Here is a 26732-nt window from a genome sequence, read left to right as displayed (position 1 = left end):
AGGATGGTGTGGATGGGCGACGTGCTCGAGCGGTTCTCCCCCGCGACCCGTGAATGGTTCCGTGGGGCGTTCGCCGCGCCCACTCCCGCGCAGGAGGGCGCTTGGGAGGCGATCTCGCACGGACGGCACGCCCTCGTCATCGCGCCGACCGGTTCGGGCAAGACTCTGGCGTCGTTCCTCTGGGCGATCGACCGGCTCGCGAGCGAGCAGCGCGCTCCCGACGCCCCGAAGGGCACGCGGGTCCTGTACATCTCGCCGCTGAAGGCGCTGGGCGTCGACGTCGAGCGCAACCTGCGCGCGCCGCTCGTGGGCGTGACGCAGACAGCCAAGCGGCTCGGCGCCGAGCCGCCGCACGTGACCGTCGGCGTGCGCTCGGGCGACACCCCGTCGTCCGACCGCCGCGCGCTCGTGACGAACCCGCCGGACATCCTGATCACGACGCCCGAGTCGCTGTTCCTCATGCTGACCTCGCAGGCGCGGGAGACGCTGACGTCGGTCGAGACGGTGATCGTCGACGAGGTGCACGCCGTCGCGTCGACCAAGCGGGGAGCGCACCTCGCGCTCTCCCTGGAGCGGCTGGACGCGCTGCTGCCGAAGCCGGCGCAGCGCATCGGGCTCTCCGCGACGGTCCGGCCGCCCGAGGAGGTCGCGCGCTTCCTCGGCGGCCGCGGCCCGGTGGAGGTCGTGGCGCCGCCGTCGGGCAAGCGGTTCGACCTGCGCGTGGTCGTGCCGGTCGAGGACATGAGCGAGCTCGGCACCTCCACCTTCGCCAGTGGGAACGACGACGGCTCGCCGCCGCAGACCGGGTCGATCTGGCCGCACGTGGAGGAGGCGATCGTCGACCGGGTCGTCGAGCACCGCTCCTCGATCGTGTTCACCAACTCGCGTCGGCTGGCCGAGCGGCTGACGGCACGGCTCAACGAGATCTACGAGGAGCGCGTGCTCGGCGGCGAACTCGACGCGGGAGCGCAACGACGCCCGCCGGCCGAGCTGATGGGCGGCTCCGGGCAGACGCGCGGCGCGCAAGCCGTGGCGGACGACGCCGACGCCCTCGTGCTCGCACGCGCGCACCACGGCTCGGTCAGCAAGGAGCAGCGCGCGCTCATCGAGGACGACCTCAAGACCGGACGCCTGCGCTGTGTCGTGGCGACCTCCAGCCTCGAGCTGGGCATCGACATGGGCGCGGTCGACCTGGTCATCCAGGTGGAGGCCCCGCCGTCCGTCGCGAGCGGACTGCAGCGCGTCGGCCGCGCCGGCCACCAGGTGGGCGAGGTGAGCCGCGGCGTCGTCTTCCCGAAGCACCGCGCCGATCTCATCCACTCCGCCGTCGCCACCGAGCGGATGACCGCCGGGCTGATCGAGACCCTCCGGGTGCCGGCGAACCCGCTCGACATCCTGGCTCAGCAGACGGTCGCGGCTTGCGCGCTCGAGCCGATCGACGCCGACGACTGGTTCGACATGGTGCGCCGCAGCGCACCGTTCGCGACGCTCCCCCGCAGCGCCTACGACGCGACGCTCGACCTGCTGGCCGGGCGCTACCCGTCCGACGAGTTCGCCGAGCTGCGGCCGCGCGTGGTCTGGGACCGCGACACCGGAGCGATCACCGGACGTCCCGGAGCGCAGCGGCTCGCGGTGACGAGCGGCGGCACCATCCCGGACCGAGGCCTCTTCGGCGTCTACATGGTGGGCGAGAAGGCCAGCCGCGTCGGCGAGCTCGACGAGGAGATGGTCTACGAGTCGCGCGTCGGCGACGTGTTCGCGCTCGGCTCGACAAGCTGGCGCATCCAGGAGATCACCCACGACCGCGTGCTGGTGACGCCCGCGTTCGGCGAGCCGGGCCGCCTGCCGTTCTGGAAGGGCGACGGGCTCGGCCGCCCGGTGGAGCTGGGGCGTGCGGTCGGCGCCTTCCAGCGCGAGCTGAGCACCGCCTCCTCTGCCGACGCCGAGCTGCGCTGCGTGGAGGCGGGGCTCGACGCGTGGGCGACGAACAATCTCCTGTCGTTCCTCGCCGAGCAGAAGACCGCGACGGGATACGTTCCGACCGATCGCACGCTGGTCGTCGAACGGTTCCGCGACGAGCTCGGCGACTGGCGCGTCATCCTGCATTCCCCGTACGGCATGCAGATCCACTCGCCGTGGGCGCTGGCGGTGCAAGCGCGCGTGCGGGAGCGCTACGGGATCGATGCGGGCGCCATGGCGGCGGACGACGGCATCATCGTGCGTATTCCCGACACGGAATCCCAGCCTCCCGGCGGCGAGCTCTTCGTCTTCGAGCCGCAGGAATTGGACGAGCTGGTGACGAACGAGGTCGGCGGCTCGGCGCTGTTCGCCTCGCGGTTCCGCGAGTGCGCGGCACGCGCCCTGCTGCTGCCCAAGTACAACCCGGGCAAGCGGTCGCCGCTCTGGCAGCAGCGGCAGAAGGCGTCGCAACTGCTGGATGTGGCGCGCAAGTATCCGAGCTTCCCGATCATCCTCGAGACCATCCGCGAGTGCCTGCAAGACGTCTACGACCTCCCCGCGCTGGACGAGATCGCCAAGCAGATCGAGCAGCGGAGCATCCGCATCGTGGAGGCCGCGACCGAGACGGCCTCGCCGTTCGCGCGGTCCCTGCTCTTCGGCTACGTGGCTGCGTTCATGTACGAGGGCGACAGCCCGCTCGCCGAGCGCCGGGCCGCGGCGCTGTCGCTCGATACCGGTCTGCTCGCCGAGCTGCTGGGACGCGCCGAGCTGCGGGAACTGCTCGACCCCGCGGTGATCGAGCGCGTCGAACTGCAACTGCAGCGACTCGACCCCGAGCGCCGCGTGCGGGGGCTGGAGGGCGTCGCCGATCTGCTGCGCCTGCTCGGACCGCTCAACGCGGAGGAGGTCGCGGCGCGATCCGAGAACGAGGACGTCGCCGAGGCGGCGGGCCACCTCGCCGCACTGGTCGACACCAAGCGCGCCCTCGCCGTGACGATCGCCGGCGTCGAGCGCTTCTCGGCCATCGAAGACGCCAGCCGGTTGCGGGATGCGCTGGGCGTGCCCCTGCCGATCGGCGTCCCGGTCGCCTTCATCGAGCCGGTCGACGACCCGCTCGGGGACCTCGTCAGCCGTTTCGCGCGCACCCACGGACCGTTCGAGACCGCGGACGTCGCGTCGCGATTCGGCCTCGGGACCGCCATCGTGCACGACGCGCTGCGGCGACTCGCGCACGACGGCCGCGTGGTCGAGGGCGAGTTCCGGCCGCACGCGCACGGCAGCGAGTGGAGCGACGCCGAGGTGCTCCGGCGGCTGCGGCGGATGTCGCTCGCCGCCCTGCGCCACGAGGTCGAGCCGGTCGACACCGCGACCTTCGCGCGATTCCTGCCCGACTGGCAACACGTCGGGTCGACGCTGCGCGGGGTGGATGCGGTGGCGTCGGTCATCGAGCAGCTCGCCGGCGCGCGCATCCCTGCGTCCGCGTGGGAATCGCTGATCCTGCCGAGCCGCGTCGCCGACTACAGCCCGACCATGCTCGACGAGCTCACCGCCACGGGCGAGGTGATCTGGGCGGGCGACGGCTCGCTGCCCGGCTCGGACGGGTGGATGAGCCTCCACCTCACCGACAGCGCGCCGCTCACCCTCGCGCCTCCCGGCGAGCACGAACCGGACGAGTTGCAGCGCGGGGTGCTGGACGCTCTCTCGCGCGGAGGCGGCTTCTTCTTCCGGCAGCTGTCGGACGCGATGGGGGTCGCCGCCGGAGAGCCCGTCGACGACGCCGCCCTGGTGGCCGCGCTCTGGGACCTGGTGTGGGCGGGCCTCGTCACGAACGACACACTCGCACCGCTCCGCACGCTGACCGGCGGCGGCTCCGGCGCCCACAAGCGACCGCGGCAGCCGACACGGGCGCGCATGTACCGCGGCCGGGCAGCGGCACGCTCGGCGATGGTGACCCGAATGGGACCGCCGACCGTCGCCGGCCGCTGGTCGCTGCTGCCGGAGCGCGACCTCGACTCCACGGTGCGCGCGCACGGTCAGGCCGAGACGCTCCTCGACCGCTACGGCGTCGTGACCCGCGGCTCGGTCATGAACGAGGGGACGCCCGGCGGCTTCGCCCTCGCCTACAAGGTGCTCAGCGGTTTCGAGGAGACGGGCCGCGCCCGCCGCGGCTACTTCGTCGAGACCCTCGGCGCCGCGCAGTTCGCGACCGGGGCGACCGTCGACCGGCTGCGCGGCTTCACCCGCGATCCCCTGCAGGAGCGCGAGCACTCCGCGATCGCGCTGGCCGCCACCGACCCCGCGAACCCGTACGGCGCCGCCCTCCCCTGGCCGGCCGTGCCCGGCGAGGCGGGGACGGGCCACCGGCCCGGGCGCAAGGCCGGAGCCCTCGTCGTGCTGGTCGACGGCGAGCTGACCCTGTACGTCGAGCGCGGCGGCAAGAGCCTGCTCTCCTTCGTCGACCCGGAGGATGCGGAGGCCGGTCCGACGCTCGCTGCCGCCTCCCGCGCCCTCGCCGCGCTGGTCACCGGGCGCCGCGTCGACAAGCTGGCCGTCGAGACGGTGAACGGCGGCTTCGTGCTGGGCACGCCCACCGGCGACGCCCTCGCCGAGGCGGGCTTCCTGGCCATCCCGCGCGGGCTGCGGCTGCGCTCGTGACGGCTGTGACGGCTGCGCCAGGGCCGAGGAGGCCGCGTGCCCGAGGGTGACACCGTCTACCAGGCGGCGCGGCGGCTGCGGGAGGCTCTGGCCGGGCGGGTGCTGACGGCGAGCGACTTCCGCGTTCCGGCGTATGCGACTGTCGACCTCTCCGGCGAGCGCGTGGACGAGGTGGTGAGCCGGGGCAAGCACCTGCTGATGCGGGTCGGCGAGCACACCATCCACTCGCACCTGAAGATGGACGGCTCGTGGGAGGTCTACCGGCCGGGCGAGCGGTGGCGGCATCCCGCGTTCCAGGCGCGCGCCGTGCTGCGGACCGCGGAGGCCGACGCGGTCGGCTTCCTGCTCGGCGTGCTGGAGGTGCTGCCGCGAGCGCGCGAGGAGGAGGCCATTGGCCACCTCGGCCCCGACCTGCTCGGGCCCGATTGGGACGCGGAGGAGGCCGTGCGGCGCGTCGCCGCGCACCCGGACACCCCGATCGCCGTCGCACTGCTCGATCAGCGCAACCTCGCCGGGCTCGGCAACGTCTACGCGAACGAGCTGTGCTTCCTGCGCGGGATGCTGCCCACGCGTCCGGTCGCCGAGGTGGATGTGCCCGCGGCGGTCGACCTCGGCCACCGGCTCATCGTCGCCAACCGCGACCGGCCGCGGCGGGTGACGACCGGCGACACCCGCCGCGGCCGCAACACCTGGGTGTACGGCCGCGGCGGGCAGCCCTGCCGCCGCTGCGGGACGCGCATCCTGCGCACCGAGCTCGGCCGCACCGAGCTCGAGGAGCGCGTGACGTACTTCTGCCCCGTCTGCCAGACGTAGCGCCGCGCGCGGTCTGCGTCGAGGCGGCACGAAGTGCACGCGAAACCGCCGAGAGGGCGGACTATTCGCACTCTCGGCGGCGGGAAGGTCAGGCTGCGGCGTCCTCCGCGGGTGCAGCGGCAGCCGTGCGGACGCTCTCGAGGGCGGCCGACCAGGACTCGAGCTGGGCGAAGAGCGGAGTGAGGGCCGCCTCCTGCTGCGGGGTGGGCTTCAGCGACCAGTTCTCGAAGTCGTGCGCGAGGCTCAGGCCGACGAAGGCGCTGACGGTCGCGACCTGCAGCTGCGACAGCACGAGGCGCAGGTGCTCGACGGCGCGGGCGCCGCCGAAGACGCCGTAGCTGACGAAGCCCGCGGCCTTGTTGGCCCACTCGGCGCCGACGAAGTCGATCGCGTTCTTGAGCGCGCCGGAGGTGCTGTGGTTGTACTCGGGAGTCACGAACAGGTAGCCGTCGAACTCGGCGATCTTCGCCGCCCACGCCTTGGTGTGGGCGTTCGCGTACTGCCCCATCGCGGCGGGCATCGCCTCGTCGAGGTGCGGGAGGTTCCAGTCGGCGAGGTCGACGAGCTCGTACTCGACGCCCGCGCGCTTCGCGGCATGCTCGTAGACCCAGCGGGCGACGGCCTCGCCGTTGCGGCCCGGCCGGGTGCTGCCGATGATGATCGCGATCTTCGTCATAGTCCATCCTTCGTTTTTGGGTGACGTGTCACCGAGTTCGAACTTCCCCGCGGCCTCCTGCATTCCCGTCCCGTAGGCTTCTCGTATGCCTCCGCGGGATGACGACCGGCCCGACGACACGCGTCTGCCCGCAGACGCGACCGAGGAGCAGCGCCGGCAGGCGGGCGACCGCCTGCGCGAGCGGATCTACGCGACGTTCACCGCCCTCGCCGTGCTGGTCGCGCTGAACGGCCACGTCGAGCACCTCGTCCCGGGCGACGTGCTGTGGACGATGCTGATCTCGGTGGTCGGCGTGCTGCTCGCGGGCCTCGCCTCCGACCTGGTCTCGCACATGATCGTGCACACCACACTGCCCAGCGCCCTCGAGTTCCGGCACATGGTCGCGGTCGCCTCCCGCGCGCTCGGCGTGCTCGTCGTCCCGGTGATCTCGCTGCTGCTGGCCATCGGCGGTGTCGTGGCGGTCCACACGGCGATGACCGTCGCGATCATCGCGCTGATCGTCTCCCTCGCGGTCGTGGCGCGGATCGCCGTCTCGCGCACCGGGCTCGCCGGCTGGAAGCAGCTGCTCGTGCTCGTCGTGATCGTGGCGCTCGGGATGCTCGTCGTGTTCCTGGAGCAGCTCGCCCACTGACGGCAGGGGCACCCGCCGGTACGCCCGGCCCGTGCGAGGATGACGTATGCCCACCGCGCGCACCCAGCCAGACCCGCGCAAGCTCAGCGACGACGAAGAGCGCCTCTTCCACGCGTTCTACCTGATGCGCCGGGGATTCGACCGCACGCTCGACGTGCAGCTGCAGCACGACAACGGCATCTCGATCTCCGAGCTGGAGGTGCTGATGGCCCTCGTCCGCTCCCCCGGGCGACGCTTGCGGGTGCGCGACCTGGTCGCCTTCACCGGCTGGGAGAAGAGCCGCGTCTCGCACCAGGTGACGCGCATGGCGGCGCGCGGGCTGGTCGAGCGTCAGGACTGCGCCGAGGACCGCCGGGCCAGCTGGATCCAGCTCACCGGCGAGGGGCGCCGGGTCGTGGTGCGGGCACTGCCGGAGCACACGGCGACGATCCGCCGCATCCTGTACGACGCGATCACACCCGAGCAGCAGGAGGCGCTGCTCGCGATCTCCGAGCGGATGACCGCCGCGATGGATGCCACGGACGCCGGCGGCGACACGGGCGTCGCGGACTGAGCGTTCTCGCAGAGCCGTCGCCCGCCACCTGGGCCGGGCCTGGGAGGTCGGAGGCGAAAACCTGGCGATTCGTCGGGAACGCCGCCGAAACCAGGACCTCTTCAGGCGGCGCCCTCTAGCGTTCTGATGTGCGACGACCGAACCTCCCCGACACCCCCGGCGCCGACGGACGCGGCGATGACCGCGAGCCGGCGACCGAGGTCTTCGGCCGTGCGCCCGCCGCCGACCCGCGCCGGCCGGTGCGGGCGACGCGCCCCGCCTCCCAGGTGCGCTCCGGCGCAGCCGCGGGCGGTGCCGCGGCCGGCAGCGGGTTCGACCCGTTCGGCGCAGGGGCAGGCGAGCCGTACGACGCCGGACGCGGCGGTGGTCGCGGGAACGGTGGAGGCGGCCGCGGTCGCGGGAACGGCGGACGCGGCGGTAACGGCGGCTCCGGCGACGGCGGCAAGACCGGCGGACCCGGCGACGGCACCCCGGGCAAGCGCGGGCGCGACCCGCGCAAGCGCCGCCGCACCAAGCGGATCATCGCGTGGACGGCCGGCACCCTGGCCGTGCTCCTCGTGGTGCTCGGCGGCTACGCGGCCTACAGCTACTTCCGCTTCGTCAACGGCGTGAGCCACGTCGACGTGATCTCCAAGTCGGGCAAGGACGTCGACGGCACCGACCAGAACATCCTGCTCGTGGGCGACGACCACCGCCCGGAGGGCGCCACCCAGGCCGAGCTCGACCAGCTGAGCACGACCGACGACGGCGGCGGCACGAACACCGACACGATGATGATCCTGCACATCCCGGCGGACGGGAAGTCGGCGACCCTCATCTCGCTGCCCCGCGACTCGTGGGTGGAGGTTCCCGGCCACGGGATGAACAAGCTCAACTCCGCGTTCTCCCTCGGTGGGGGCGCCACCGACCCGACGAGCGGCGCGAAGCTCCTGATCGATACCGTGCAGAACCTCACGGGCCTGTCGATCGACCACTACGTGCGCGTCTCCCTGCTCGGCTTCTACACGATCGCCCAGGCGCTCGGGCCGGTGCAGGTGTGCCTCAACGAGGCCGTCGACGACCCGTACTCGGGCGCGAACTTCCCGGCGGGGGTCTCGACGCTCGACGCCAAGCAGGCGCTCTCGTTCGTGCGCCAGCGCCACGGCCTCCCCCGTGGCGACCTCGACCGCGTCGTGCGCCAGCAGTACTTCCTCTCCGTGGAGGCGCACAAGTTCCTCTCCGCCGGGACGCTGCTCAACCCGGGCAAGCTGACCAACGTGCTGGATGCGGTCAGCGGCTCGCTCGAGACCGATCCCGGACTCAACTTCCTCCAACTCGGTGCCCAGATGCAGGGACTCACGGGCGGCAAGATCCAGTCGGCGACCATCCCGATCTCGGGCACCCCGACGATCACGGTCGACGGCGAGGACCTCTCGATCGTGGAGGTGGACACGGCCGCGATGCCCGCGTTCATCCAGAGCCTGATGGGCACGCCGAGCGCCTACGACAAGGCGACCGCGGCGAAGCCGGCCGACACGACCGTGACCGTGCTGAACGGCGGAAGTCAGAACGGCGCCGCCGGGACCGCCACGCAGGCGTTCGCCGCAGCCGGCTTCAAGACCGGGACCCCGGGCGATGCGGACACCATCGCGACGACCACCATCCAGTACCCCTCGGGACAGGAGGCGCAGGCGAAGGCCGTTGCGGCCCTCCTCCCGGGCGCCGCCGTGCAGGAGACGAGCAGCGTCTCCGGTGTGACCGTGGTGCTGGGCGACGACGGCATCATGCCGGGGGCGGGCGGCGCCTCCAGCGGGTCCGGCTCCGGCTCGTCCTCCGGTTCGGGATCGTCGGGCTCGGGATCGGCGCCCGCGCCGACGCCGTCGTCCCCGGCGACCAGCTACAGCGACACGGTCTGCATCAACTGACGACCTCCGATCAGCCGAAAAGGCAGCGGCAGATTTTCGTGCACGCGAGATCGGTGGGCCGGTCCTCGCGCCTATGCGATGAGATCTGTGCGTGAAATCCCAAATCCAGCGTTCTTGCTCTGGAACTCTTGAACATTAACTGCGAGAGTGAGTATGTACCTAGACCGCGGACGCGACGGGGCGTCTTCCGGGTACAGGAAGAGGGCGACAAAGATGTCTCCACTCAAAGCTCTATTTGTCCTCGCGGCAGCTTCGGCCTTCGCGGTCGCATCGGTAGCTCCGGCGTCGGCTGAACCAGGTCCAACCGTGCAAGCCCTGCGCGCGCTCGACCAGCGTGGCCTATTGACTGGCTCGGAGGACGTCTCCGCCGCGGGCGCTGTCTCGGCTCGGACCGGGGTGACGGTCGGGACTGGGGATGCGATGGTGTCACTCCAACCCGATACCGATTCCCCCGGAGCAATCGTCGCTGATGGCAGCGCTGTGGTCTATTCCGAGGCGGGATTCCACTACGCGGTGACCGGCGCGGGCGCTCGCGCTGACGCTGGCTATGTCGTGATCGATAGTGCCGAGGCGCCGAACGACTTCCGATTCGACGTTGCCTCGGCTGGCAAACCCGCACGACTAGAGCCGACGAGCGACGGCGGCGTGCTTGTCAAAAACCCGGAAGGACAGACTGTGAACGCCCTCGCCGCCGCGTGGGCCGTCGACGCCACCGGAAAGCAGCTTCCGAGCTGGTACACGCTCGATGGCGGCACGGTCATTCAGCACGTCGACCATCGCGGTGCGGCTTACCCGGTCGTCGCAGATCCACGGCTCCTGTGTGATGGAGTGTTCTGCACAGTGATGTACAACAAAGCGGAGACACAACAACTGGCTGCCTCAAGCGGTACGGCGGGAGTTCTGATCACGGGTGGCTGCACCATGCTCGCGGGGCCGATCGGGGGACTGTCGTGCGGTTTTGCCGTCGCGTACGTTGGTCAGCAGGCCCAGAACGCCCTCAATCAGGGGAAGTGTCTCGGTATGCGCGCTCTGATCTACGTGCCTACGTCGACGACCCATCTCGTGATCGAGAAGTGCTGACCCAGGACGCGACGGACCCATCATGACTGACACGCTGCGACACCCTTACGTCCCGACAGCAGCATCGTCGGCGATTCTGCTGCTCGGGGTCCTGGTGGTGGTTACCGCCGCGCCGGCCGTGTTCATCGCGCGAGAGGAATCCCCTCCGGTGGGCCTCACCGCCGCGTCTTTCGCCCTCGTGTTCGCTGCGTTCCTGGTCGTGCCGGCGCTGAATCGCCGCGCGCCGGCCGCTCCCCGGACACAGCGGACCGTCATCCTGGTCGCGATCACCGCGGCGATCGTCGTACCGTTGGCGCTGCTGTATCCGGCGGTCGCCATCGCCGGCCTCGGGTGGCTGCTCGTCGTGGGGGTGGCGATGCAGGCGCTGCTCCTGATCGCCGTCGCGATCGGCGCGGCCCGGCACCGGAGCCGCTGACCCACGGCGGACGCTGCCGCAGCGACCCCGTCCTCCCCGGCCAAGAGCTACAGCGACACGGTCTGCATCAACTGACGCCGGGCGCTGCTCGCGGGCGACTGCTGCGTGGCGGTACTTCTGCGGCGGCTCGCCGCGCCGCAGAAGTACCAGGCGAACGCAGTCGCCTGGGCGCCGTCAGTCGAACAGGCGGCGGAAGATGTTCGTGTCCGCGAGGTCGACGAGCTCGTCACCACGGCCCGACATGATGGTGCGCAGCGCGTAGAGCGTGAAGCCCTTGACCTGCTCGGCGGTGATCGCCGGCGGGATGCTGAGCTCCTGCCGGGCGGTCACGACATCGATCAGGGCGGGCCCGTCGTGCGCGAACGCGGTGCGCAGGGCGCTCTCCAGCTCGTCCGGCTTCTCCACCCGCTGCCCGTGCAGGCCGATCGCCTGCGCGACCTGCGCGAAGTCGGGGTTCTCGAGCCCGGTGCCGAAGTTGACGAATCCGGCCGCCTTCATCTCCACCTCGACGAAGTTGAGGGAGGAGTTGTTGAACACCACGATCTTCACCGGCAGCTTGTTCTGCCGCAGCGTCAGCAGCTCGCCGAGCAGCATGGCGAGACCGCCGTCTCCGGCGAGCGCGACCACCTGGCGCTCGGGGAAGGCGGCCTGCGCACCGATCGCGTGCGGGACGGCGTTGGCCATCGACCCGTGCGAGAACGACCCGATGAGGCGCCGCTTGCCGTTCATCCGCAGGTAGCGGGCGGCCCAGACGACCGGCGAGCCGACGTCGGGGATGAAGACCGCGTCGTCGGTGGCCAGCTCGCTGATGAGCCGCGCGACGTACTGGGGGTGGATGGGCGTGCGGTTGTGGTCGTTGACAGCCAGCTCGTCGAGGCTCTTGCGTGCCTTGGCGTAGTGGGCGGTCGAGGAGTCCAGGTGCTTGGTGTCGGAGCGCTCCTTCAGCAGCGGGATGAGCGCCTCCGCGGTGTCCTTCACGCTGCCGACCAGTCCGAGGTCGACGGGCGTGCGGCGACCGAGGTTCTCGCCGCGGATGTCGACCTGGATGATCTTCGCCTTCGACGGATAGAACTGCTGGTACGGGAAGTCGGTGCCGAGCATGAGCAAGGCGTCGCACGACTCCATCGCCCGGTAGCCGGACGAGAAGCCGAGCAGCCCGGTCATGCCGACGTCGTAGGGGTTGTCGTACTCGACGAACTCCTTGCCGCGGAGCGCGTGCACGACCGGGGCCTTGAGCGCGCCGGCCAGGCGGATCAGCTCGGGGTGGCCGCCCTCGACGCCCGCGCCGGCCAGGATGGTGACCTTCTTGGCGCCGTTCAGGATGTCGGCGGCGGCGCGCAGCTCGTCGTCGGCCGGGCGCGTGACGCGCGGCGAGTAGAGGATGGGCGCGGACTTGCGGCGCCCGGCGCTCTCCTTCAGGAAGATCTCGCCCGGGACGACCACCACCGCGACCCCGCGCCGCTCGATCGCCGTGCGCATGGCGATCTCCAGCACACGCGGGAGCTGCTCCGGGATGGACACGAGCTCGGTGTAGACCGCCGCCTCGCGGAACATGTCCTGCGGGTGCGTCTCCTGGAAGTACGTGCTCCCGATCTCGGGGCCGGGGATCTGCGCGGCGATCGCGAGCACGGGCACGCGGCTGCGGTTGGCGTCGAAGAGGCCGTTGATGAGGTGGAGGTTGCCCGGTCCGCAGCTGCCCGCGCACACCGCCAGCTCGCCGGTGAGTGCCGCCTCCGCCGCCGCTGCGAAGGCCGCCGCTTCCTCGTGCCGCACGTGCTCCCAGGCGACGTCGCCCGCGCGCCGCAGGGCGTCGGTGAACCCGTTGAGGGAGTCGCCCGGGATGCCGTAGACGCGCTTCACCCCCGCGTCCCGGATGATCTCCACGATGGTGTCGGCGACGGTCGGCATAGGGATGCTCCTCACGTTCGGCGGGCGATGTGCTCCACGCTACGCCCCCGCCCACGGCCCTGACGAGGGGTTGCGCGGCGGGCGGTTAGACTGTGCCGAGGGGACCGTCTCGCACTGCGGGTCGGCAGGGCAGGGGAGGTCGCGCAGGGATGTCGGCACGCAAGAAGCAGTCGAAACGGGCCGTCATGCGCCTGGTCTACATCGACTTCTGGTCGGCACTCAAGATGTCGTTCCTGGTCAGCCTGATCGTGGCGGCCATCACCGTCGTCGTCGCCCTGCTGCTCTGGACAGCGCTGGAGAAGTTCGGCGCGGTCGCGCTCGCCCGCAGCTTCCTCGAGGACGTCGCCGGCGCGCAGGGCGCTCAGCTCGTCGCGGGCATCACATTCCCGAACTTCATGACGTTCACGCTGGTCGTCGCACTGCTGGAACTGATCGTGGTGTCGGCGCTGGGCGCCATCTTCGCCGCACTGTTCAACCTCGCGACCAACGTGGTCGGCGGCTGGAAGGTCACCTTCGGGGGCGACTGAGCTCCCCCGCCCGGAGGCGCTCGAGGCCACCGGCGAACAGGTCGACGCCGAAGGCGAAGTCCGTTGCGGGGTCGTCGGACTGCTCTGCGCCACCGTCGCCGCCCGCGGCGACGGGATCGGCCGGATCGGCCAGGACCCCGAGGCTGTCGTACTGCAGGCGCTGCTGCTCGTGCGAGACGTGCCCGAGCACGAAGTGCAGCAGCGCGGTCGCCGCGCGACGGGCGGTTGCCTCGTCGAAGCCGCCGCGGGCCACCGCCCGGGTCAGCCGGTCGAGGGCGACCCCGGAGCCGAGCCCGAGCGCGAGGGTGCTCGCCACGACCTCCGCTCCATCGCGATAGGCGAGGAGGGCGTCGCGGAGGGCGCCGGCCTCGGTGCGCACGGCATCCACCCATTCGCCGTCCGGTGCGGAGGCGGCTGAGGTCGACGGGCCGCCGACGATGCGGTCGGCGAGCTCGGCGAGCAGGGACTGCTTGTTCGGGAAGTGCCAATAGAGGGCGCTCGGCTGCACATCGAGCGCGGCCCCCAGGCGGCGCATGGTGAGGTCGGGGAGGCCGTGGTCGTCGAGGATCCGCAGCGCGGTGCGCGCCACATCGTCGCGTGTGTGCCTGCGTCCGCTTTCGATCCCGCTCACGATCCCACTATAGTGAACACCGTTCAGGTGAACAGTGTTCAGGTGAGGATCCGATCATGACCGATGCCCCGACCCCGGCCCCGCGCCGCCGTCTCGACGCGACCGAGCTGGCGCGCGTCGCCGTGTTCGCCGCGATCGTGGCCGTGCTCGGCCTGCCGGGCGGCTTCACGTTCTTCGGCGGAGTGCCGATCACCGCGCAGACGCTCGGCGTGATGCTCGCCGGCGCCATTCTGGGCCCCTGGCTCGGAGCGCTCTCGATGGCGGTGCTGCTCGCGCTCGTCGCCGCCGGCCTCCCGCTGCTCGCCGGGGGCCGCGGCGGAATCGGCGTCTTCCTCGGTCCGTCGGCCGGATACGCGCTCGGCTGGATCGTCGGCGCCCTGGTGATCGGGCTGATCGTGCACGCGGCGGGACGCAAGCCCGTCTGGTGGCGCACGCTGCTCGGGATGATCGTGGGCGGCATCCTCGTGATCTACGCCGTCGGCATCCCGGTGCAGAGTCTCGTGACCCGGCTCCCGCTCGGCGAGACCGCCCTGACCAGCCTGGTGTTCCTGCCGGGCGACCTCGTCAAGGCGGTGCTCGCGACGCTGATCGTGACCACGCTCGTGCGCACCTACCCGCGGGCGTTCCGCCGGACGTGGAAGGCGGCGCCGCGACCCGTCGTCGCCGAGCCCGTCGCCGCGGGGACGCCCGCGCCGTGACGTCACCCCGGATCGTCCCGCTGCGCGGGCCCGCGCGCACGCTGCTCGAGCGCGTGGGCGCGGTGCGCGCCGCGGGCGACGTGCCGCTCGTCGGGGACGATCGCGCGCCGGACGCGCAGTGGTCGACGCTGGTGGCGGTCGCGGAGGGCGCGGAGCCGTATCCCGACGCGGCCTGGGCGACGCTCACCTCCGGCAGCAGCGGGGCGCCGCGCATCGTGCAGCGCACCGCGGCCTCCTGGGCCGATTCGTTCGCCGCCGTCGCCGCGCTCCTCGACGCGGGTCCGGAGGACGCGGTCGCGCTGCCCGCGCCTCCCGCGTCGTCGCTGACCCTGTTCTCGCTCGCGCACGCCCTCGCAGGCGGCCCGCGACCCATCCTGCCGCGCGGGCACGTGCTCACGGCGGACGACGCCGCGAGCGCGACCTGCTTCCACGGCACACCGCACGCACTGCGGGCGCTGCTCGACGCGGGCGCTCCGCCCCGGTTGCGCGCCGCGCTCGTCGGCGGCTCACACCTCGACCCCGCATTGCGTGAGCGCGCCGAGGCCGCGGGCATCCGCGTCGCCGCGTACTACGGCGCCGCCGAGCTCTCGTACGTGGCGATCGACACCGGCGACGGGCTGCGCGCGTTCCCGGGAGTGGAGCTGGACGTGCGCGACGGCGAGCTGTGGGTGCGGTCACCGTTCGTGGCGCTCGGGTACCTCGATCCGGGCGTCGGCGAATCGACTGCCGGACCGTTGCGGCGCGACGGCGACTGGGCCTCGGTCGGCGACCGGGCGGAGCTGACCGACGGCCGGCTGCGGCTACTCGGGAGGGCGGACGACGCCATCCTGAGCGCCTCCGCGACCGTGGTGCCGGAGGAGGTGGAGGCCGTCCTGCGCACCGTGCCGGGCGTGCGCGATGCCGTCGTGTTCGCCCTGCCACGCGAGCGCGTGGGCGCGTTCGTGGCCGCCGTGATCGAGCCGGAGGGCGGCGACGGTCCCAGCCTCGCCGCACTGCGGACGGCGGCCGAGGAGCAGCTCGCGCCCGCCCATCGGCCGCGGCACTGGTTCGCCGCTCCCCTGCCCCGCACCGCCTCGGGCAAGCCGGCACGCGCAGAGGCCGCCCGCCGCGCCGTCGCCGGGGAGGTGCCCCGCCTTGGCTGACCCCGTGATCGTCGCCGCACGCCGCACGCCCATCGGGACGCGCGGGCGCGCCCTCGCCGGGCTGCGGGTAGAGGAGCTGGCCGCGCCCGTGATCCGGACCGTGTTGGAGGATGCGGGCGGCGGTTCCGGTGGCGGCGGCTTCCGCGGCGGCTCCGACTCCGACGCCGGCTCGCCGCTCGAGATCGCGGACGTCGTGCTCGGCAACTGCATGGGCCCGGGCGGCAATCCCGCGCGGGTCGCCGCGCTCGCGGCCGGTCTGGGTGCCGGGGTGCCCGGCGCGACGGTCGACCGGCAGTGCGGCAGCGGGCTGGCGGCGGTGCTCGACGCGGCGACGGCCATCCGCGCCGGGGATCCGCGCCCGCGCGTGGCCGGCGGCGTCGAGAGCGCCTCGACCGCGCCCGTCCGCTCGGTAGACGGCATCGCGTACGACCGCGCGGCGTTCGCCCCGGACGGCTGGCCCGACCCGGACATGACACGGGCCGCAGAGGACCTCGCGCGGCACGACGGCATCCCCCGCTCGCGGCAGGACGCTCACGCGGCACGCAGTCACGCCCGGGCGCGGGCGGCGCTCATGGCCGGGCGGTTCGCGGACGAGCTCGTGCCCCTCGCCGGGATAACGGCGGACGATGCGATCGGCGGCGCCGAACGGCTGCTGCCGCGACTGCCGACGCTCTTCCCGGACGGGACGCTCACCGCGGGCACCTCCACGCGGATCGGCGACGGGGCGGCCGCGGTCGTGGTGGTGCCGGGCGACCGGCGCGTCGCGAGCGGCGGCATTCCGGGGCGCGGCATCCCGGGGCGCGGCATCCCGGGCCTCGACCTCCCGGGGCTGGCGATCCGCGCCCACGCCGTCGTCGGCTGCGACCCGGCCCTCCCCGGGATCGGCGCGGCGCCGGCCGTGCTCGCCGCGCTGGAACGCGCGGGCCTCGGGACGGACGACGTGGCGGCCTTCGAGATCGTCGAGGCGTTCGCTGCGCAGAGCCTCGCCGTGCTCGACCGGCTCGGGATCGCCGACGACGACGCGCGCGTCTGCGCCGACGGCGGGGCGCTCGCGCTCGGCCACCCGTGGGGCGCGAGCGGCGCCGTCAGCATCGTGCGCCTGTTCAGCCGACTCGTGCGGGGCGGGGCTCCGGCCGGTACGATCGGCGTCGCCGCAGCCTCCGTCGGCGGCGGACTCGGCGTGGCGGCGGTCCTGGAGGTGGTCCGATGAACGGCATCGCGCTCGACGGCGTCTCCGTGCGGCTCGGCGACGCCGACATCCTGCACGACGTCACGCTGGACCTCGACGCCCGCACGATCGCCGTCATCGGCGAGAACGGGTCGGGCAAGTCGACCTTCGCCCGGTTGCTCGGCGGGCTCACGCCGCCGACGGGCGGCTCGCTCCGCGTGCTCGGCCTCGACCCGGTGCGGCAGGCGGCCGAACTGCGGCGACGGGTCGCGGTCGTGTTCAGCAACCCCGACGCGCAGATCGTGCTGCCGACCGTCGCGGAGGACGTCGCCTTCTCGCTGCGCGCGGAGAAGCCGTCGCGGGCCGAAGCGGCCGAGCGGGTCGCCCGCGCCCTCGACCGGTTCGGGTTGACCGCGCTGGCCGAGCATCCCTCGCACGACCTCTCGGGAGGCCAGAAGCAGTTGCTCGCGCTGTGCGGCGCGTTCATCCGCAACCCGGGGCTGGTGATCGCCGACGAGCCGACCGCGTACCTCGACGCCCGCAACGCCCGCCGCGTCGCCGACCACCTCTTCGCCGAGGAGCACGGCCACCGACTGGTGCTCGTGACGCACGACCTGACGCTCGCGGAGCGCTGCGACGTCGCGGTGCTGTTCGCCGGCGGCCGGGTCGCCGGGATCGGCGCACCCGCCGAGATCATCGCCGACTACGAGACGGCGCTGCGGTGGTGAGGCGGCGATGGTGACGCTCTACCGGCCGGGCGACGGCCTCCTGCACCGCATGCCCGCCGGCCCGAAGACGCTGCTGCTCCTCGCGCTGGTGCTGGCGGTCTCCCTACTCCCCTCCCTGTGGTGGACGGCGGCGGCCGCAGCGGCGGTGTGCGTGCTCGCCTACCTCGTCTCCGGGCTCGGGATCGCGGAGCTCGGCCGGCAGGTCGTGGCCGTGCGCTGGGTGGTCGTCGTGACGCTCGCCGGGCAGCTGATCTTCCTCGGCACGGAGGCGGCCGTCGCCAACACCGCGCGCGTGACGGGCGCGATCGTGCTCGCCGCGCTGCTCGTGCTGACGACACGTGTCACGGCGCTGCTCGACGCGATCGAGCGCGGGATGGGGCCGCTCGCGCGGATCCGCATCGACCCGCAACGCGTGGCTCTGCTCCTCACGGTCACGCTGAGCACCCTCCCGGTGCTCGCACGGCTCGCCCACGATGTGCGGGAGGCGCAGCGGGCGCGAGGCGGCCGGGCCAGCCTCCGCCTGTTCGCGGTGCCGTTCCTGGTGGTCGCGCTGAAGCACGCCGACCAGCTCGGCGACGCCCTCACCGCCCGGGGCGTGCGATGACGCCCCGCGTGCTCGGCCCGACGGTCGACGACCAGACCCGCTGCATCCACTACCGGACCGAGCTGGACGTCATCGCCATCCGCTTCGCCTGCTGCGGCGAGTACTACCCGTGCCACCTGTGCCACGCGGAGGCGGCCGACCATCCCGCGCAGGCCTGGCCGGAGGGCTCGGGCGCCGAGCGCGCGGTGCTCTGCGGTGTGTGCGGCGACGAGCTGACGATCGACGCGTACCTCGGCGTGGAGGGATGCCCGGCGTGCGGCGCGGCTTTCAACCCCGGCTGCAAACTCCACCGTCACCTCTACTTCGACTGAGCGCGCGGCGATACGACGCCGAGAGGGCGAATTCTCTGCCGCCTCGGCGCATTTCCGTGCAATTCGTGCCGCCTCGCGGTGTGCGAGAGTGGACGGATGGCGCACGGATTCGATGAGGCGACGCTTGCGGGCGTGCTCGGACACATGAACGCGGACCACACCGGGGACAACCTCCTGATCGTGCGGGCCTTCGGCCGGCCCGAGGCGGTGTCGGCCACGATGACCGGCTTCGACGGCGACGGCGGCGACTGGCGGGTGGAGCTGGCGGACGGGTCGAGCGCCGAGCTGCGCGTGCCGTGGCCGGGCGGCCCGATCGCGGAGCGGCCCGAGGTGCGCCGGGAGGTCGTTGCGCTGCACGAGGAGGCCGTCCGCCGCCTCGGCTGAGCGGCGGGAGCGGAGGAGATCCGCACCGCGCGACCCCGGAAACGCGGGGAACGGAGGGGATTCCCACCGGGATGGTGGGGATCCCCTCCGTTCGCGTCGCGGAGCGATCAGCTGGTCAAGCGGTCAGCCGGTCGGGCGGTCACCACCCGAACAGCTTGTGGAACCAGTCCCACAGCCAGCCGAGGTCGCAGATCCAGTCCCACCAGCCGCCGCCGGAGGACTTCACCTGGAAGGCGCTCCAGCCGACCACGGCGTCCGACGCGTTCTGGACGGAGAGCTTGTGGTCGCCCTTGTCCAGCTTGGTCGGGAGGGTGAGCTTCAGGATGCCGTCGGCCGGCACCTTCGCCCATCCGGCCGAGATGTTCTTCGGCGTGGAGTACACCCAGACCGAGACCCACTGGCCGGCGAGCTTCTTGTCCACGGTCACCTGGACCGGGTCGCCCGCCTTGTAGCTGGTCTTGTCGAGAGTGATCTTGCCGAAGAGCGCCTTGGTGAGGGCCGACTCCTTGGCGGCCTTCGGGTCCTTCGTCGGCTTCGGGTTCTCCACCGGCTTGTCCGCGACGGTCAGCGCCACCGTGACGGTGGTGCCCGACTCCGGAGCGGTCAGCACGAGCGTGCTCGCGCCGGCCGCGTCGGCCGGGACGGTGAACGCGACGGTCGCGCTGCCGGCGGCGTCCACCGGGACGCTGCCGAGGCTGGTGCCGCTGCCCGTCCACGAGAGCGTCAGCGAGGTGTTCGCCGGGCTGCCGAGGGAGGTCAGGTTCAGCTTCGACACGGTGAAGGAGACCTGCTGGCCGGGCTGCAGGGTGCCGGTCGGCACGCCGCTGACGGCGACGCCGCGGCGGGCGAAGCTCGGCGACACCGGGCTGTTCTGCTGCAGGTAGCTGATCCAGGCGTCCCGGTCGATGAGGCCGGAGTCCTTGGTGTCGGTCCCGGCCGCGAAGGCGCGGAAGTTGTCACCGCCCTGGATCAGGAACGAGAACGAGCCGATCCGGTACGACTTCGCCGGGTCGATGGGCTTCCCGTTCACGAGGATGCTCGTGATCCGGTCGCCCGCCGCATGGCTCGCGTCGTACGTGTAGCTGACGTTCTTCGACAGCCCGAGGTTGAGGAACGGCCGGCTCGGCACGGTGCCGTCGGCGTTCGTCTGCCACTGCTGCTCCAGCGCCTGCTTGAACTGCGCGCCGGTCAGGCTCGTCGTCCACAGGTTGTTCACGAACGGCAGGACGGCGTTCGCCTGCGCGTAGGTGACGGAGCCGTCGGTGCCGTACAGCAGCTCGGCGCGCAGACCGCCCGGGTTCACCACGCCGATCTCGGCACCGCCGAGCTCGGCCGGCGACAGGGTCGACAGCAGGGAGTCCGCGACGAGGTTGCCGAGGGTGGACTCGCTGGAGCGGTCGTCGCGCGCGCCGCCGATGTAGGCGGTGGTGATGTCCTTCGTCACGGAGCCGACCTTCTGGCTGCCGATGACGTCGGCCGCGGCGAGCGCCTTGTCGACGATCGTCTTGACCTGCGCGACCCGCGGGTACGCCGCCACGAGGTCCGCGTCGGCGTCCGTGGTGCGGGCGACGTTGCGGAGGGTGTGGCCGGTGACCGTGTCGGTCTCCGGGTCGACCGTGAGGGTCACCTGCCCGATGTTCTCGCCGTAGCTGCCGGTCTGCACGACCGGGCGGGTGGCGCCGTCGACTCCGGGGACCGGGGCGTCCCACGCGTACTGCTTGTGCGTGTGGCCGGTGAAGATGGCGGAGACCTTCGCGCTCGTCTTGGTGACGATGTCGGCGAACGCGCCGCCGGCCGCGACCTCCTGCTCGAGCGTGGCTCCGTCGGGCGTGCCTGCTCCGGCACCCTCGTGGTACTCGGCCACGAGCACGTCGGCCTCGCCGTTCGACGGGTCGCCGTCGGTGAGCTCGCCCGCCACGCGGTTGACGGCCTCCACCGGGTCGCCGAAGTCGAGCGTCGAGATGCCGCCCGGCGAGACGAGGGTGGGGGTCTCCTGGGTGACCGCGCCGATGACGCCGACCGTCACGCCGTTCACGTCGAACGTCGCGTACTCGGGCAGTGCCGGGTCTTTCGTGCCCTTCGTGTAGACGTTCGCGCCGAGGTAGCTGAAGTCCGCCGCGTCCTTCACCCGGCCGGTCAGGTCGGAGAAGCCCTTGTCGAACTCGTGGTTGCCCACCGCGCTGGTCTTGAGGCCCAGCGCGTTCAGCACGTCGATGGTCGGGACGTCGCCGGCCGAAGCCGAGGCGAACAGGGAGGCGCCGATGTTGTCGCCGTCGGAGAGGAAGAGGGTGTTGCCCTCGCCGCCCTCCGCGCGCAGCTTCTCGATCGTGCCGGCGAACTTCACGGTGTTGGCGTCGATACGCCCGTGGAAGTCGTTGATGTTCAGCAGGTTGAGCGTCACCGGCTTCGCGGTCAGGCCGAGGCCCACCACGATCGGGTCGTGGTCGCTCGACCGGTACGGGTCGGCGGCGTAGAAGTTGGTGACGTTGTAGTTGTACCGGCTGTACTCCAGCGCGATGGACTCGCCCGAGTTGATGTTCCACACGTCCGCGCCGGTGATGGCCGTGTTGGCGGCCGGCGAGGCGAAGACGTGGTCGAGGGAGCCGACCGTGCCGCCGAACGAGTACGTGTGCTTGTTCGTCCTGGTGCTGACCTGGTCGACGTAGCCTGCGTCCGTGAGGATCTTGATCGGGTCCTCCTGCAGGTACGCGTTGAAGTCGCCGATCAGCAGCACCTTGTCGAGGCCGAGCGAGGCCTTGCGCTCGTCGGCGAACGCGACCAGCGCCTTCGCCTGCTTCACGCGGGAGGCGTTCGACGCACCCTGGCCGTCGCCCTGGTCGGCGTCGCCACCGGTCCCGGAGCCCTTCGACTTGAAGTGGTTCACGATCGCGATGAAGGCCTTCGCATCCGTCGCGCCGACCTTCTTGAAGGCCTGGGCGAGCGGCTGGCGGGCGTTCGCGAACGCCGCGTCGTCGAGGATGCGGGAGGAGCCGACGGGCTCCGCGACGGCCTTCTTGTAGATGAAGGCGGTGCGGATGACGTCCTCGGAGGACGGCAGGGTCGACGGCGACTTCACGTACGCCCAGATCTCGCTGCCGGCCGCGGCGTTGAGCGCGCCGACGAGCGTCTTCAGCGCGTCGTCGCGGTCCAGTCCGAAGCGGGCCGAGTTCTCGATCTCCTCGAGGGAGACGACGTCGGCGGTCAGGCCGTTGATCGCGGCGACGATCTTGTCCTGCTGGCGCTTCAGGTTGGCGGCGTCGGCGGCGCCGCGGGCGTCGCATCCGCTGTTCACGGTGATCTTGTTGCCGTCGCGGTCGGTGTAGAACGTGCAGCCGCTGAGCTGGTCGCCCGTCGTCGTGAAGTAGTTCAGGACGTTGAAGGTGGCGAGCTTCAGGTCGCCGCCGACATCGGCCGGGGAGGCCGTGCGGGTGTTGGCGAAGGTCGCGGGCTGCACCGAGGCGGCGTTCGCCGGGGTGAGCTCGGCAGTCGGCTGGAACTTCCAGGCGTCGTTGCGGTAGTCGAGGACGACCGGCGTGGTGAAGGTCACCGGCGCGCTGACGCGCACGGGGTCCGTCAGCGACACGTACGGCAGCGGCTTGGACTTGCCTGCCGCGCTGAGGAAGTTGGTGGAGGCTCCGTCGTCCAGGATGACGCCGCGGGCCTTCACATCGGCGACGGCGGCCGTGTACTCGGCGGTGCCGGGGCGGGCGACGTCGGTCGGCTGCAGCAGCGGGGTGTCGCCGGCCGCGAGGCCGATCTCGCCGTACTGGTTGGTGGAGTAGGTGTCGGTGACGGTGAACGCGCCCTGCGGTGCGATCAGCATCCCCTCGAGGCTCTCGCGCTGGGCGTCCGTGGCCGGGAGGCCGACGGTGGCGGGGGCCGGAGCGGTGACCGTGCTCGCGTCGAGCTTGTCGACCTTCGAGGCGGTGAGCTCGGTGAGCCCGTTGAACTCGCTGACGGCACCGGTCACCTGCACGTAGTCGCCCGCGGCCACGGAGGCGGCGTACGACGAGCCGTAGACGAAGACGGCGTCGGAGGCGGTGTGGGTGGCGAGGTCGACCGCGCCTCCCGTGCCGGGGGTCTGGATGTAGAACCCGTTGAAGCCGCCGGTGGCGTACTGCGCTGTGACGACGCCGACGGTGGTGACGGTCTGACCGGCCTTGGGGCTGGTGTCACCGGTTCCCTGGATCTCGGAGATGGCGATCGCGTCGCCCGGCGGCCCCGGGTCGGTCCCGGTGCCGGGGTCGGTGCCCTCACCGGGGTCGGTCGTGCCGCCGCCCGGCGTGGTCGCCGAGTTCTGCGGGGTGATCGTGCCGCTGAGGGTGATGTCGGCGCTGTTGTCGTCCGTGTCGGTGAACGAGGTGCGGTTCAGCGACTTGACGTCCGTGTTGGCGGACGGCGCAGGCGCCTTGGCCTTCTCGAACGTGTTGGACGTGCCGTAGCCGACGAGGTCGACCACGCCGGCCGCGCCCGACACCGAGCCCGCGGGCAGGGTGAGAGCGGAGGCGGAGCTGGACAGGATGAGGGTGCCGGTGGTGCCGCTGGGGTTCAGCGCGTTGCTCGCGGCGTCGGGCGTCGGGAGGGCGGCGCCGTTCGTGCCGTTCGAGCCTCCCGCGACGAGGTAGTAGCCCTTGGCGGCGATCGAGCCGGTGAGCGGGACGACGCCGTTGGCCGCACCGGTGCTGGTCGCCGAGCGGTACTGCACACTCCAGCCGGTGAGGGCGACGGGCGCGTCGCTCGGGTTGTACAGCTCGACGAACTTGTTCGCGTAGGCCGCGCCGGCGCTGCCGCCGCTGAGATAGGCCTCGTTGATGACGACTCCGGTGCCGTCGGTGCTGGCGTACGCCGGCGTCGCGACGAGAGCACCGGCTGCGAGCCCGGCCCCGACGATCGCGGCCGCGGCGCTGCGCCACACCCTGCCGTTCCTGATTGACATTGCTCTCCCTGGTCGGTGGAAGTGGGATGGATCCGACGGTCAGAGTAGGAACCGCGATCGTCGGGACTCTGTCTCTTGTGTGAACGTACAGAAAACTCGTTCGGGGGTAGACCGCTCATTTGAGCAGACGCGCGCGGCTAACCCTGTTCGCGTGACAGGATGACGGCCCTCCGAAGGCCCGCGCCGGGCCGGATCCGGCGCGCGTACGTCATGATGGGTCACATGCGGATCGACGAGATCGCCCACTTCCGGGCGCTGGCCGCCGAAGGACACTTGGCGCTCGCGGCGCAGTCCCTCGGCGTCTCGCAGTCGACCCTCTCGCGCTCGCTGGCGCGGCTGGAGGCCGAGGCCGGCGTCGAGCTGCTCGACCGCCGCCGCGGGCACCTGGAGCTCAACCAGTACGGCGAGATCCTGCTGGCGCACGCGGCGCGGGCCGAGATGGAGCTCGAGAACGCCCGCGCCCGCATCGCCGCCCTGCGCGACCCGGCGGCGGGGATCGTGTCGATCGCGTACGTCTCGTCGTTCGGCGGCTGGCTCATCCCCCGCGTCGTGAGCGAGTATCGGGCACTGTTCCCCGACATCCGGTTCGTGCTGCGCGGCGGCACCGCCGACACCGTGCTCGACGCGCTGCGGGAGGGATCGGCCGACGTCGCGTTCCTCAGCCCCGATCCGCGCGACCCCGAGATCGACTGGCACCCGCTCACGGCCGAGCGCCTGGTGCTGGGCGTGCCGCTCGGGCATCCCCTCGCCGAGCGCGAGCACGTGACCGTGGACGACCTCGCCCCCTACGAGCTCGTCTCACTGCGGCCGGGCTCCGGCTTGCGCCACATCGCGGACGCGTACTTCTCCGCCCACGGCGTCGTCATGGCGCCGGTGATCGAGGTGACCGAGCTGGCGACGTTGCGAGCCCTCGTGCGCGACGGGGTCGGCGTGGCGCTCATCCCGGACACCCCGGCGGAGCCCGGGCTCGTGGCCGTGCCGCTGACCGACGAGGCGACCCGCGTCATCGGGCTCGCCCGCAACCGCACGCGGTCGGAGTCGGCGGCGGCGGCACAGTTCGCGCGTTTCGTGCGCGAGGAGCTCGGCCCGCTGGAGTGATCGCCGCGCCGGGAGGCCACGATCGCTCTTTGCTTAAATGCAACAGCGCTGTTATAACAGCACTGTGACGAATTCATCCTCCGACGACCCGACGCGCCTCCCCGCGCGCTGGGATGCGCTGTTCGCCCTGCTCCGCCGGCTCGACGACGACATCGACGGCCTCTACGCCCGCCGCGGCGTGACCGGGATGCGCTCCCGCTTCGCCCGGCCGATGATGCGCCTCGCCCACGAGGGACCGCTGACGATCCGCGAGCTGGCCGCCTCCCTCGAGCGAACCCACTCCGCCGTGAGTCAGACGGTCGCCGGGATGCGCCAGGCCGGCTTCGTGACGACCGAGCCCGGCCCCGACGCGCGCACGCGCGTCATCAGCCTCACCGACCGCGGCCGCGAGATCGTCCCGCTGCTGGAGGCGGAGTGGCGCGCCACCGACGCCGCCATCGCGGAGCTCGACGACGAGACCGCCGTGCCCCTCTCCTCCGTCGTCGCGGAACTGCAGCGCGCCGTCGACGCGCGGCCGATGTCCGAGCGCCTGGACGCCCACCTCGTCGAGCCGGACCCGCCGGTGCGCGCGTGAGCCTGCGCTCCCACGTCACCGACCTGCGTCCGCTGCGATCGAGCCCGGCGTTCCTCGCACTCTGGGCCGGCACCTCCCTCGCCGGGTTCGGGGGTCAGATCGCCTCGGTCGCCGCCCTCGCCCAGGTGTGGGACCTGACGAAGAGCCCGGTGTGGACCGGCACGCTCGGCCTCGCGAGCGGCGTCGCGATGCTCGCCTTCGGCCCGCTGGGCGGCAGCCTCGCCGACCGGTTCGACCGCCGCTCCATCGTGCGGCTCAGCACGGCCGGCCAGGCCGTCGCCGCCCTCGCGCTGACGGCGCAGGCCGCGCTCGGGCTCGACTCCGTGCCCCTCCTGCTCGCCCTGATCGCAGTGCAGTCGGCCGCCGCCGCGTTCGGCGCACCGGCTCGCCGCACCCTCCCGCCGCGCCTGCTCCCCGCCGGCGAGGTCGCGGCCGGGCTCGCGCTGCAGAACCTGGCCTTCCAGGGGTCGATGCTCGCCGGTCCTGCGCTGGGCGGCCTGCTCGTCGCGTGGTCGCTCCCGGTGGCGTACTCGGCGGAGGCGATCGCGATCGGCTTCTCGTTGCTGTGCCTGCTCGCCCTCCCTGCGATCCCGCCGCAGAGCGCACCGGCGGACGCACGAGCAGCCGGGCCAGCGACCGCACGCCTGCGTCCCGCCGCCGAGCGCGGCGCCTGGATGCACATCCTCCGCCGGCCGACCCTCTGGGGAGCCTTCGCGGTCGACCTCGCGGCGACCGTGCTCGCCATGCCGATCGCCCTCTTCCCGCTGGTGAACGAGGAGCGCTTCGGCGGCGACCCGCGCACCCTCGGGCTCTTCCTCTCCGCGATCGCGGTCGGCGGCATCGTCGCCGGCGCGCTCTCCGGCACGGTGACGCGCGCGCGGAGGTCCGGGATGCTGCAGCTCGTCGCCGCCTCGGTGTGGGGCGTCGCCCTCGCCGGCTTCGGGCTCGCCGGGCCGCTCTGGCTCGCGCTCGCCTGCCTGGCCGTGGCCGGCGCGGCCGACACCGTCTCCGTCGTCACCCGCGGAGCGCTGGTGCAGTTGGAGACGCCGGACGGGTTCCGGGGGCGGGTCTCCGCGGTGGAGCACGTGATCGGCGTCGCGTGCCCGCAGATCGGCAACTTCCGCGGCGGCGTGCTCGGCGGACTGGTGGGCGCCCCGATCGCCCTCGCCATCGGCGGCCTCACCGCGACCGCGGCCGTGCTCGTCGTCGGCGCCGTCAACCGGCCGCTGCGCACCTACCGGATGCCGGACGTGCGTGTCCAGCCGGATCTGACCGAGGTCGACCGGGAAGCGGGTCTGCTCCCCGGAGCGGGCACCTGACGCGGCGCATCGGGAGGC

The 26732-nt window shown here is 72.3% G+C and carries 22 protein-coding genes; 18 read left to right on the top strand and 4 right to left on the bottom strand.

Features of this window, described 5'->3' with window-relative positions; genetic code table 11:
- Positions 1-12 precede the first annotated feature (12 nt).
- Positions 13-4614: an ATP-dependent helicase gene (locus HNR14_RS12955; RefSeq protein ID WP_179701396.1), complete on the top strand. Its 4602-nt coding sequence runs from the start codon at positions 13-15 to the stop codon at positions 4612-4614.
- A gap of 36 nt (positions 4615-4650) precedes the next feature.
- The gene (locus HNR14_RS12950; RefSeq protein ID WP_179701395.1) at positions 4651-5427 is read left to right on the top strand and encodes an Fpg/Nei family DNA glycosylase; all 777 of its coding nucleotides are present in this window, start codon (positions 4651-4653) and stop codon (positions 5425-5427) included.
- 88 nt (positions 5428-5515) lie between these two features.
- On the opposite strand, the gene HNR14_RS12945 is transcribed toward HNR14_RS12950, so the two are convergent.
- Positions 5516-6103 carry an NADPH-dependent FMN reductase gene (locus HNR14_RS12945; RefSeq protein WP_179701394.1) on the bottom strand — a complete coding sequence of 196 codons (588 nt, stop codon included), beginning with the start codon at positions 6101-6103 and terminating at the stop codon, positions 5516-5518.
- An 85-nt stretch (positions 6104-6188) separates the two neighbouring features.
- Here HNR14_RS12945 and HNR14_RS12940 point away from each other — a divergent pair, with 85 nt between their 5' ends.
- The 5 genes from HNR14_RS12940 to HNR14_RS12920 all read left to right on the top strand — a co-directional run bounded on the left by HNR14_RS12940 (position 6189) and on the right by HNR14_RS12920 (position 10686).
- Entirely contained in the window at positions 6189-6734 is a 546-nt protein-coding gene (locus HNR14_RS12940; protein ID WP_179701393.1) for a hypothetical protein, read from the top strand.
- A gap of 46 nt (positions 6735-6780) precedes the next feature.
- Positions 6781-7287 (top strand): MarR family winged helix-turn-helix transcriptional regulator, encoded by a 507-nt coding sequence (locus HNR14_RS12935; protein ID WP_179701392.1) that lies wholly within the window; start codon positions 6781-6783, stop codon positions 7285-7287.
- A 128-nt stretch (positions 7288-7415) separates the two neighbouring features.
- Positions 7416-9191 carry an LCP family glycopolymer transferase gene (locus tag HNR14_RS21390; RefSeq protein WP_179701391.1) on the top strand — a complete coding sequence of 592 codons (1776 nt, stop codon included), beginning with the start codon at positions 7416-7418 and terminating at the stop codon, positions 9189-9191.
- 306 nt (positions 9192-9497) lie between these two features.
- The gene (locus HNR14_RS12925) at positions 9498-10271 is read left to right on the top strand and encodes a hypothetical protein (RefSeq protein WP_021758484.1); all 774 of its coding nucleotides are present in this window, start codon (positions 9498-9500) and stop codon (positions 10269-10271) included.
- 22 nt (positions 10272-10293) lie between these two features.
- Positions 10294-10686: a hypothetical protein gene (locus HNR14_RS12920; RefSeq protein ID WP_179701390.1), complete on the top strand. Its 393-nt coding sequence runs from the start codon at positions 10294-10296 to the stop codon at positions 10684-10686.
- Between the two features lie 174 nt (positions 10687-10860).
- Here the strand turns inward: HNR14_RS12920 and poxB are convergent, their stop codons facing one another.
- Positions 10861-12594 carry a ubiquinone-dependent pyruvate dehydrogenase gene (poxB, locus tag HNR14_RS12915; protein WP_021758482.1) on the bottom strand — a complete coding sequence of 578 codons (1734 nt, stop codon included), beginning with the start codon at positions 12592-12594 and terminating at the stop codon, positions 10861-10863.
- A 149-nt stretch (positions 12595-12743) separates the two neighbouring features.
- Between poxB and HNR14_RS12910 the strand changes: the two genes are divergently transcribed.
- Positions 12744-13121, top strand: coding sequence for a DUF3566 domain-containing protein (locus HNR14_RS12910; RefSeq protein ID WP_021758481.1), 378 nt, complete (start codon positions 12744-12746; stop codon positions 13119-13121).
- Here the strand turns inward: HNR14_RS12910 and HNR14_RS12905 are convergent.
- The gene (locus HNR14_RS12905; protein WP_179701389.1) at positions 13102-13752 is read right to left on the bottom strand and encodes a TetR/AcrR family transcriptional regulator C-terminal domain-containing protein; all 651 of its coding nucleotides are present in this window, start codon (positions 13750-13752) and stop codon (positions 13102-13104) included. The two genes, HNR14_RS12910 and HNR14_RS12905, sit on opposite strands and share 20 nt — an antisense overlap.
- Before the next feature lie 56 nt (positions 13753-13808).
- Between HNR14_RS12905 and HNR14_RS12900 the strand changes: the two genes are divergently transcribed.
- From HNR14_RS12900 to HNR14_RS12870, 7 genes are all read left to right on the top strand, one after another.
- Positions 13809-14450 (top strand): biotin transporter BioY, encoded by a 642-nt coding sequence (locus HNR14_RS12900; protein ID WP_179701388.1) that lies wholly within the window; start codon positions 13809-13811, stop codon positions 14448-14450.
- On the top strand, positions 14447-15592 hold the full coding sequence (locus tag HNR14_RS12895; protein WP_179701387.1) for an AMP-binding protein: 1146 nt from the start codon (positions 14447-14449) through the stop codon (positions 15590-15592). Before HNR14_RS12900 ends, HNR14_RS12895 begins: the two co-directional genes overlap by 4 nt.
- Positions 15585-16802: a thiolase family protein gene (locus HNR14_RS12890; protein WP_218875039.1), complete on the top strand. Its 1218-nt coding sequence runs from the start codon at positions 15585-15587 to the stop codon at positions 16800-16802. The genes HNR14_RS12895 and HNR14_RS12890 overlap by 8 nt, the downstream gene beginning before the upstream one ends.
- A complete protein-coding gene (locus tag HNR14_RS12885) occupies positions 16799-17488 on the top strand; it encodes an energy-coupling factor ABC transporter ATP-binding protein (protein ID WP_179701386.1) in 690 nt (229 codons plus the stop codon). Before HNR14_RS12890 ends, HNR14_RS12885 begins: the two co-directional genes overlap by 4 nt.
- Before the next feature lie 7 nt (positions 17489-17495).
- Positions 17496-18092 carry a CbiQ family ECF transporter T component gene (locus tag HNR14_RS12880; RefSeq protein WP_179701385.1) on the top strand — a complete coding sequence of 199 codons (597 nt, stop codon included), beginning with the start codon at positions 17496-17498 and terminating at the stop codon, positions 18090-18092.
- Entirely contained in the window at positions 18089-18403 is a 315-nt protein-coding gene (locus HNR14_RS12875; protein WP_179701384.1) for a CHY zinc finger protein, read from the top strand. Before HNR14_RS12880 ends, HNR14_RS12875 begins: the two co-directional genes overlap by 4 nt.
- A 96-nt stretch (positions 18404-18499) precedes the next feature.
- A complete protein-coding gene (locus HNR14_RS12870) occupies positions 18500-18787 on the top strand; it encodes a DUF2470 domain-containing protein (RefSeq protein ID WP_179701383.1) in 288 nt (95 codons plus the stop codon).
- Between the two features lie 139 nt (positions 18788-18926).
- On the opposite strand, the gene HNR14_RS12865 is transcribed toward HNR14_RS12870, so the two are convergent.
- A complete protein-coding gene (locus HNR14_RS12865) occupies positions 18927-23723 on the bottom strand; it encodes an ExeM/NucH family extracellular endonuclease (RefSeq protein WP_179701382.1) in 4797 nt (1598 codons plus the stop codon).
- 222 nt (positions 23724-23945) lie between these two features.
- Between HNR14_RS12865 and HNR14_RS12860 the strand changes: the two genes are divergently transcribed.
- The 3 genes from HNR14_RS12860 to HNR14_RS12850 all read left to right on the top strand — a co-directional run bounded on the left by HNR14_RS12860 (position 23946) and on the right by HNR14_RS12850 (position 26714).
- Positions 23946-24821, top strand: coding sequence for a LysR substrate-binding domain-containing protein (locus tag HNR14_RS12860; RefSeq protein ID WP_039923724.1), 876 nt, complete (start codon positions 23946-23948; stop codon positions 24819-24821).
- Between the two features lie 64 nt (positions 24822-24885).
- Positions 24886-25395 (top strand): MarR family transcriptional regulator, encoded by a 510-nt coding sequence (locus HNR14_RS12855; protein WP_218875038.1) that lies wholly within the window; start codon positions 24886-24888, stop codon positions 25393-25395.
- Positions 25392-26714: an MFS transporter gene (locus HNR14_RS12850; protein WP_179701380.1), complete on the top strand. Its 1323-nt coding sequence runs from the start codon at positions 25392-25394 to the stop codon at positions 26712-26714. Before HNR14_RS12855 ends, HNR14_RS12850 begins: the two co-directional genes overlap by 4 nt.
- The last annotated feature ends 18 nt before the right edge of the window (positions 26715-26732 follow it).

This window comes from Leifsonia naganoensis, assembly GCF_013410615.1.
Taxonomy (GTDB): Bacteria; Actinomycetota; Actinomycetes; order Actinomycetales; family Microbacteriaceae; genus Leifsonia; species Leifsonia aquatica.
This window is presented reverse-complemented; position numbering and strand designations above follow the sequence as displayed.

What these genes read in the sequence shown, in the direction of transcription:
- HNR14_RS12955 (WP_179701396.1), top strand. Translation starts at nt 13, where the DNA reads ATGGGCGACGTGCTCGAGCGGTTCTCCCCCGCGACCCGTGAATGGTTC.
- HNR14_RS12945 (WP_179701394.1), bottom strand. Translation starts at nt 6,103, where the DNA reads ATGACGAAGATCGCGATCATCATCGGCAGCACCCGGCCGGGCCGCAAC.
- HNR14_RS12940 (WP_179701393.1), top strand. Translation starts at nt 6,189, where the DNA reads ATGCCTCCGCGGGATGACGACCGGCCCGACGACACGCGTCTGCCCGCA.
- HNR14_RS12935 (WP_179701392.1), top strand. Translation starts at nt 6,781, where the DNA reads ATGCCCACCGCGCGCACCCAGCCAGACCCGCGCAAGCTCAGCGACGAC.
- HNR14_RS12920 (WP_179701390.1), top strand. Translation starts at nt 10,294, where the DNA reads ATGACTGACACGCTGCGACACCCTTACGTCCCGACAGCAGCATCGTCG.
- poxB (WP_021758482.1), bottom strand. Translation starts at nt 12,594, where the DNA reads ATGCCGACCGTCGCCGACACCATCGTGGAGATCATCCGGGACGCGGGG.
- HNR14_RS12910 (WP_021758481.1), top strand. Translation starts at nt 12,744, where the DNA reads ATGTCGGCACGCAAGAAGCAGTCGAAACGGGCCGTCATGCGCCTGGTC.
- HNR14_RS12900 (WP_179701388.1), top strand. Translation starts at nt 13,809, where the DNA reads ATGACCGATGCCCCGACCCCGGCCCCGCGCCGCCGTCTCGACGCGACC.
- HNR14_RS12885 (WP_179701386.1), top strand. Translation starts at nt 16,799, where the DNA reads ATGAACGGCATCGCGCTCGACGGCGTCTCCGTGCGGCTCGGCGACGCC.
- HNR14_RS12880 (WP_179701385.1), top strand. Translation starts at nt 17,496, where the DNA reads ATGGTGACGCTCTACCGGCCGGGCGACGGCCTCCTGCACCGCATGCCC.
- HNR14_RS12875 (WP_179701384.1), top strand. Translation starts at nt 18,089, where the DNA reads ATGACGCCCCGCGTGCTCGGCCCGACGGTCGACGACCAGACCCGCTGC.
- HNR14_RS12870 (WP_179701383.1), top strand. Translation starts at nt 18,500, where the DNA reads ATGGCGCACGGATTCGATGAGGCGACGCTTGCGGGCGTGCTCGGACAC.
- HNR14_RS12865 (WP_179701382.1), bottom strand. Translation starts at nt 23,723, where the DNA reads ATGTCAATCAGGAACGGCAGGGTGTGGCGCAGCGCCGCGGCCGCGATC.
- HNR14_RS12860 (WP_039923724.1), top strand. Translation starts at nt 23,946, where the DNA reads ATGCGGATCGACGAGATCGCCCACTTCCGGGCGCTGGCCGCCGAAGGA.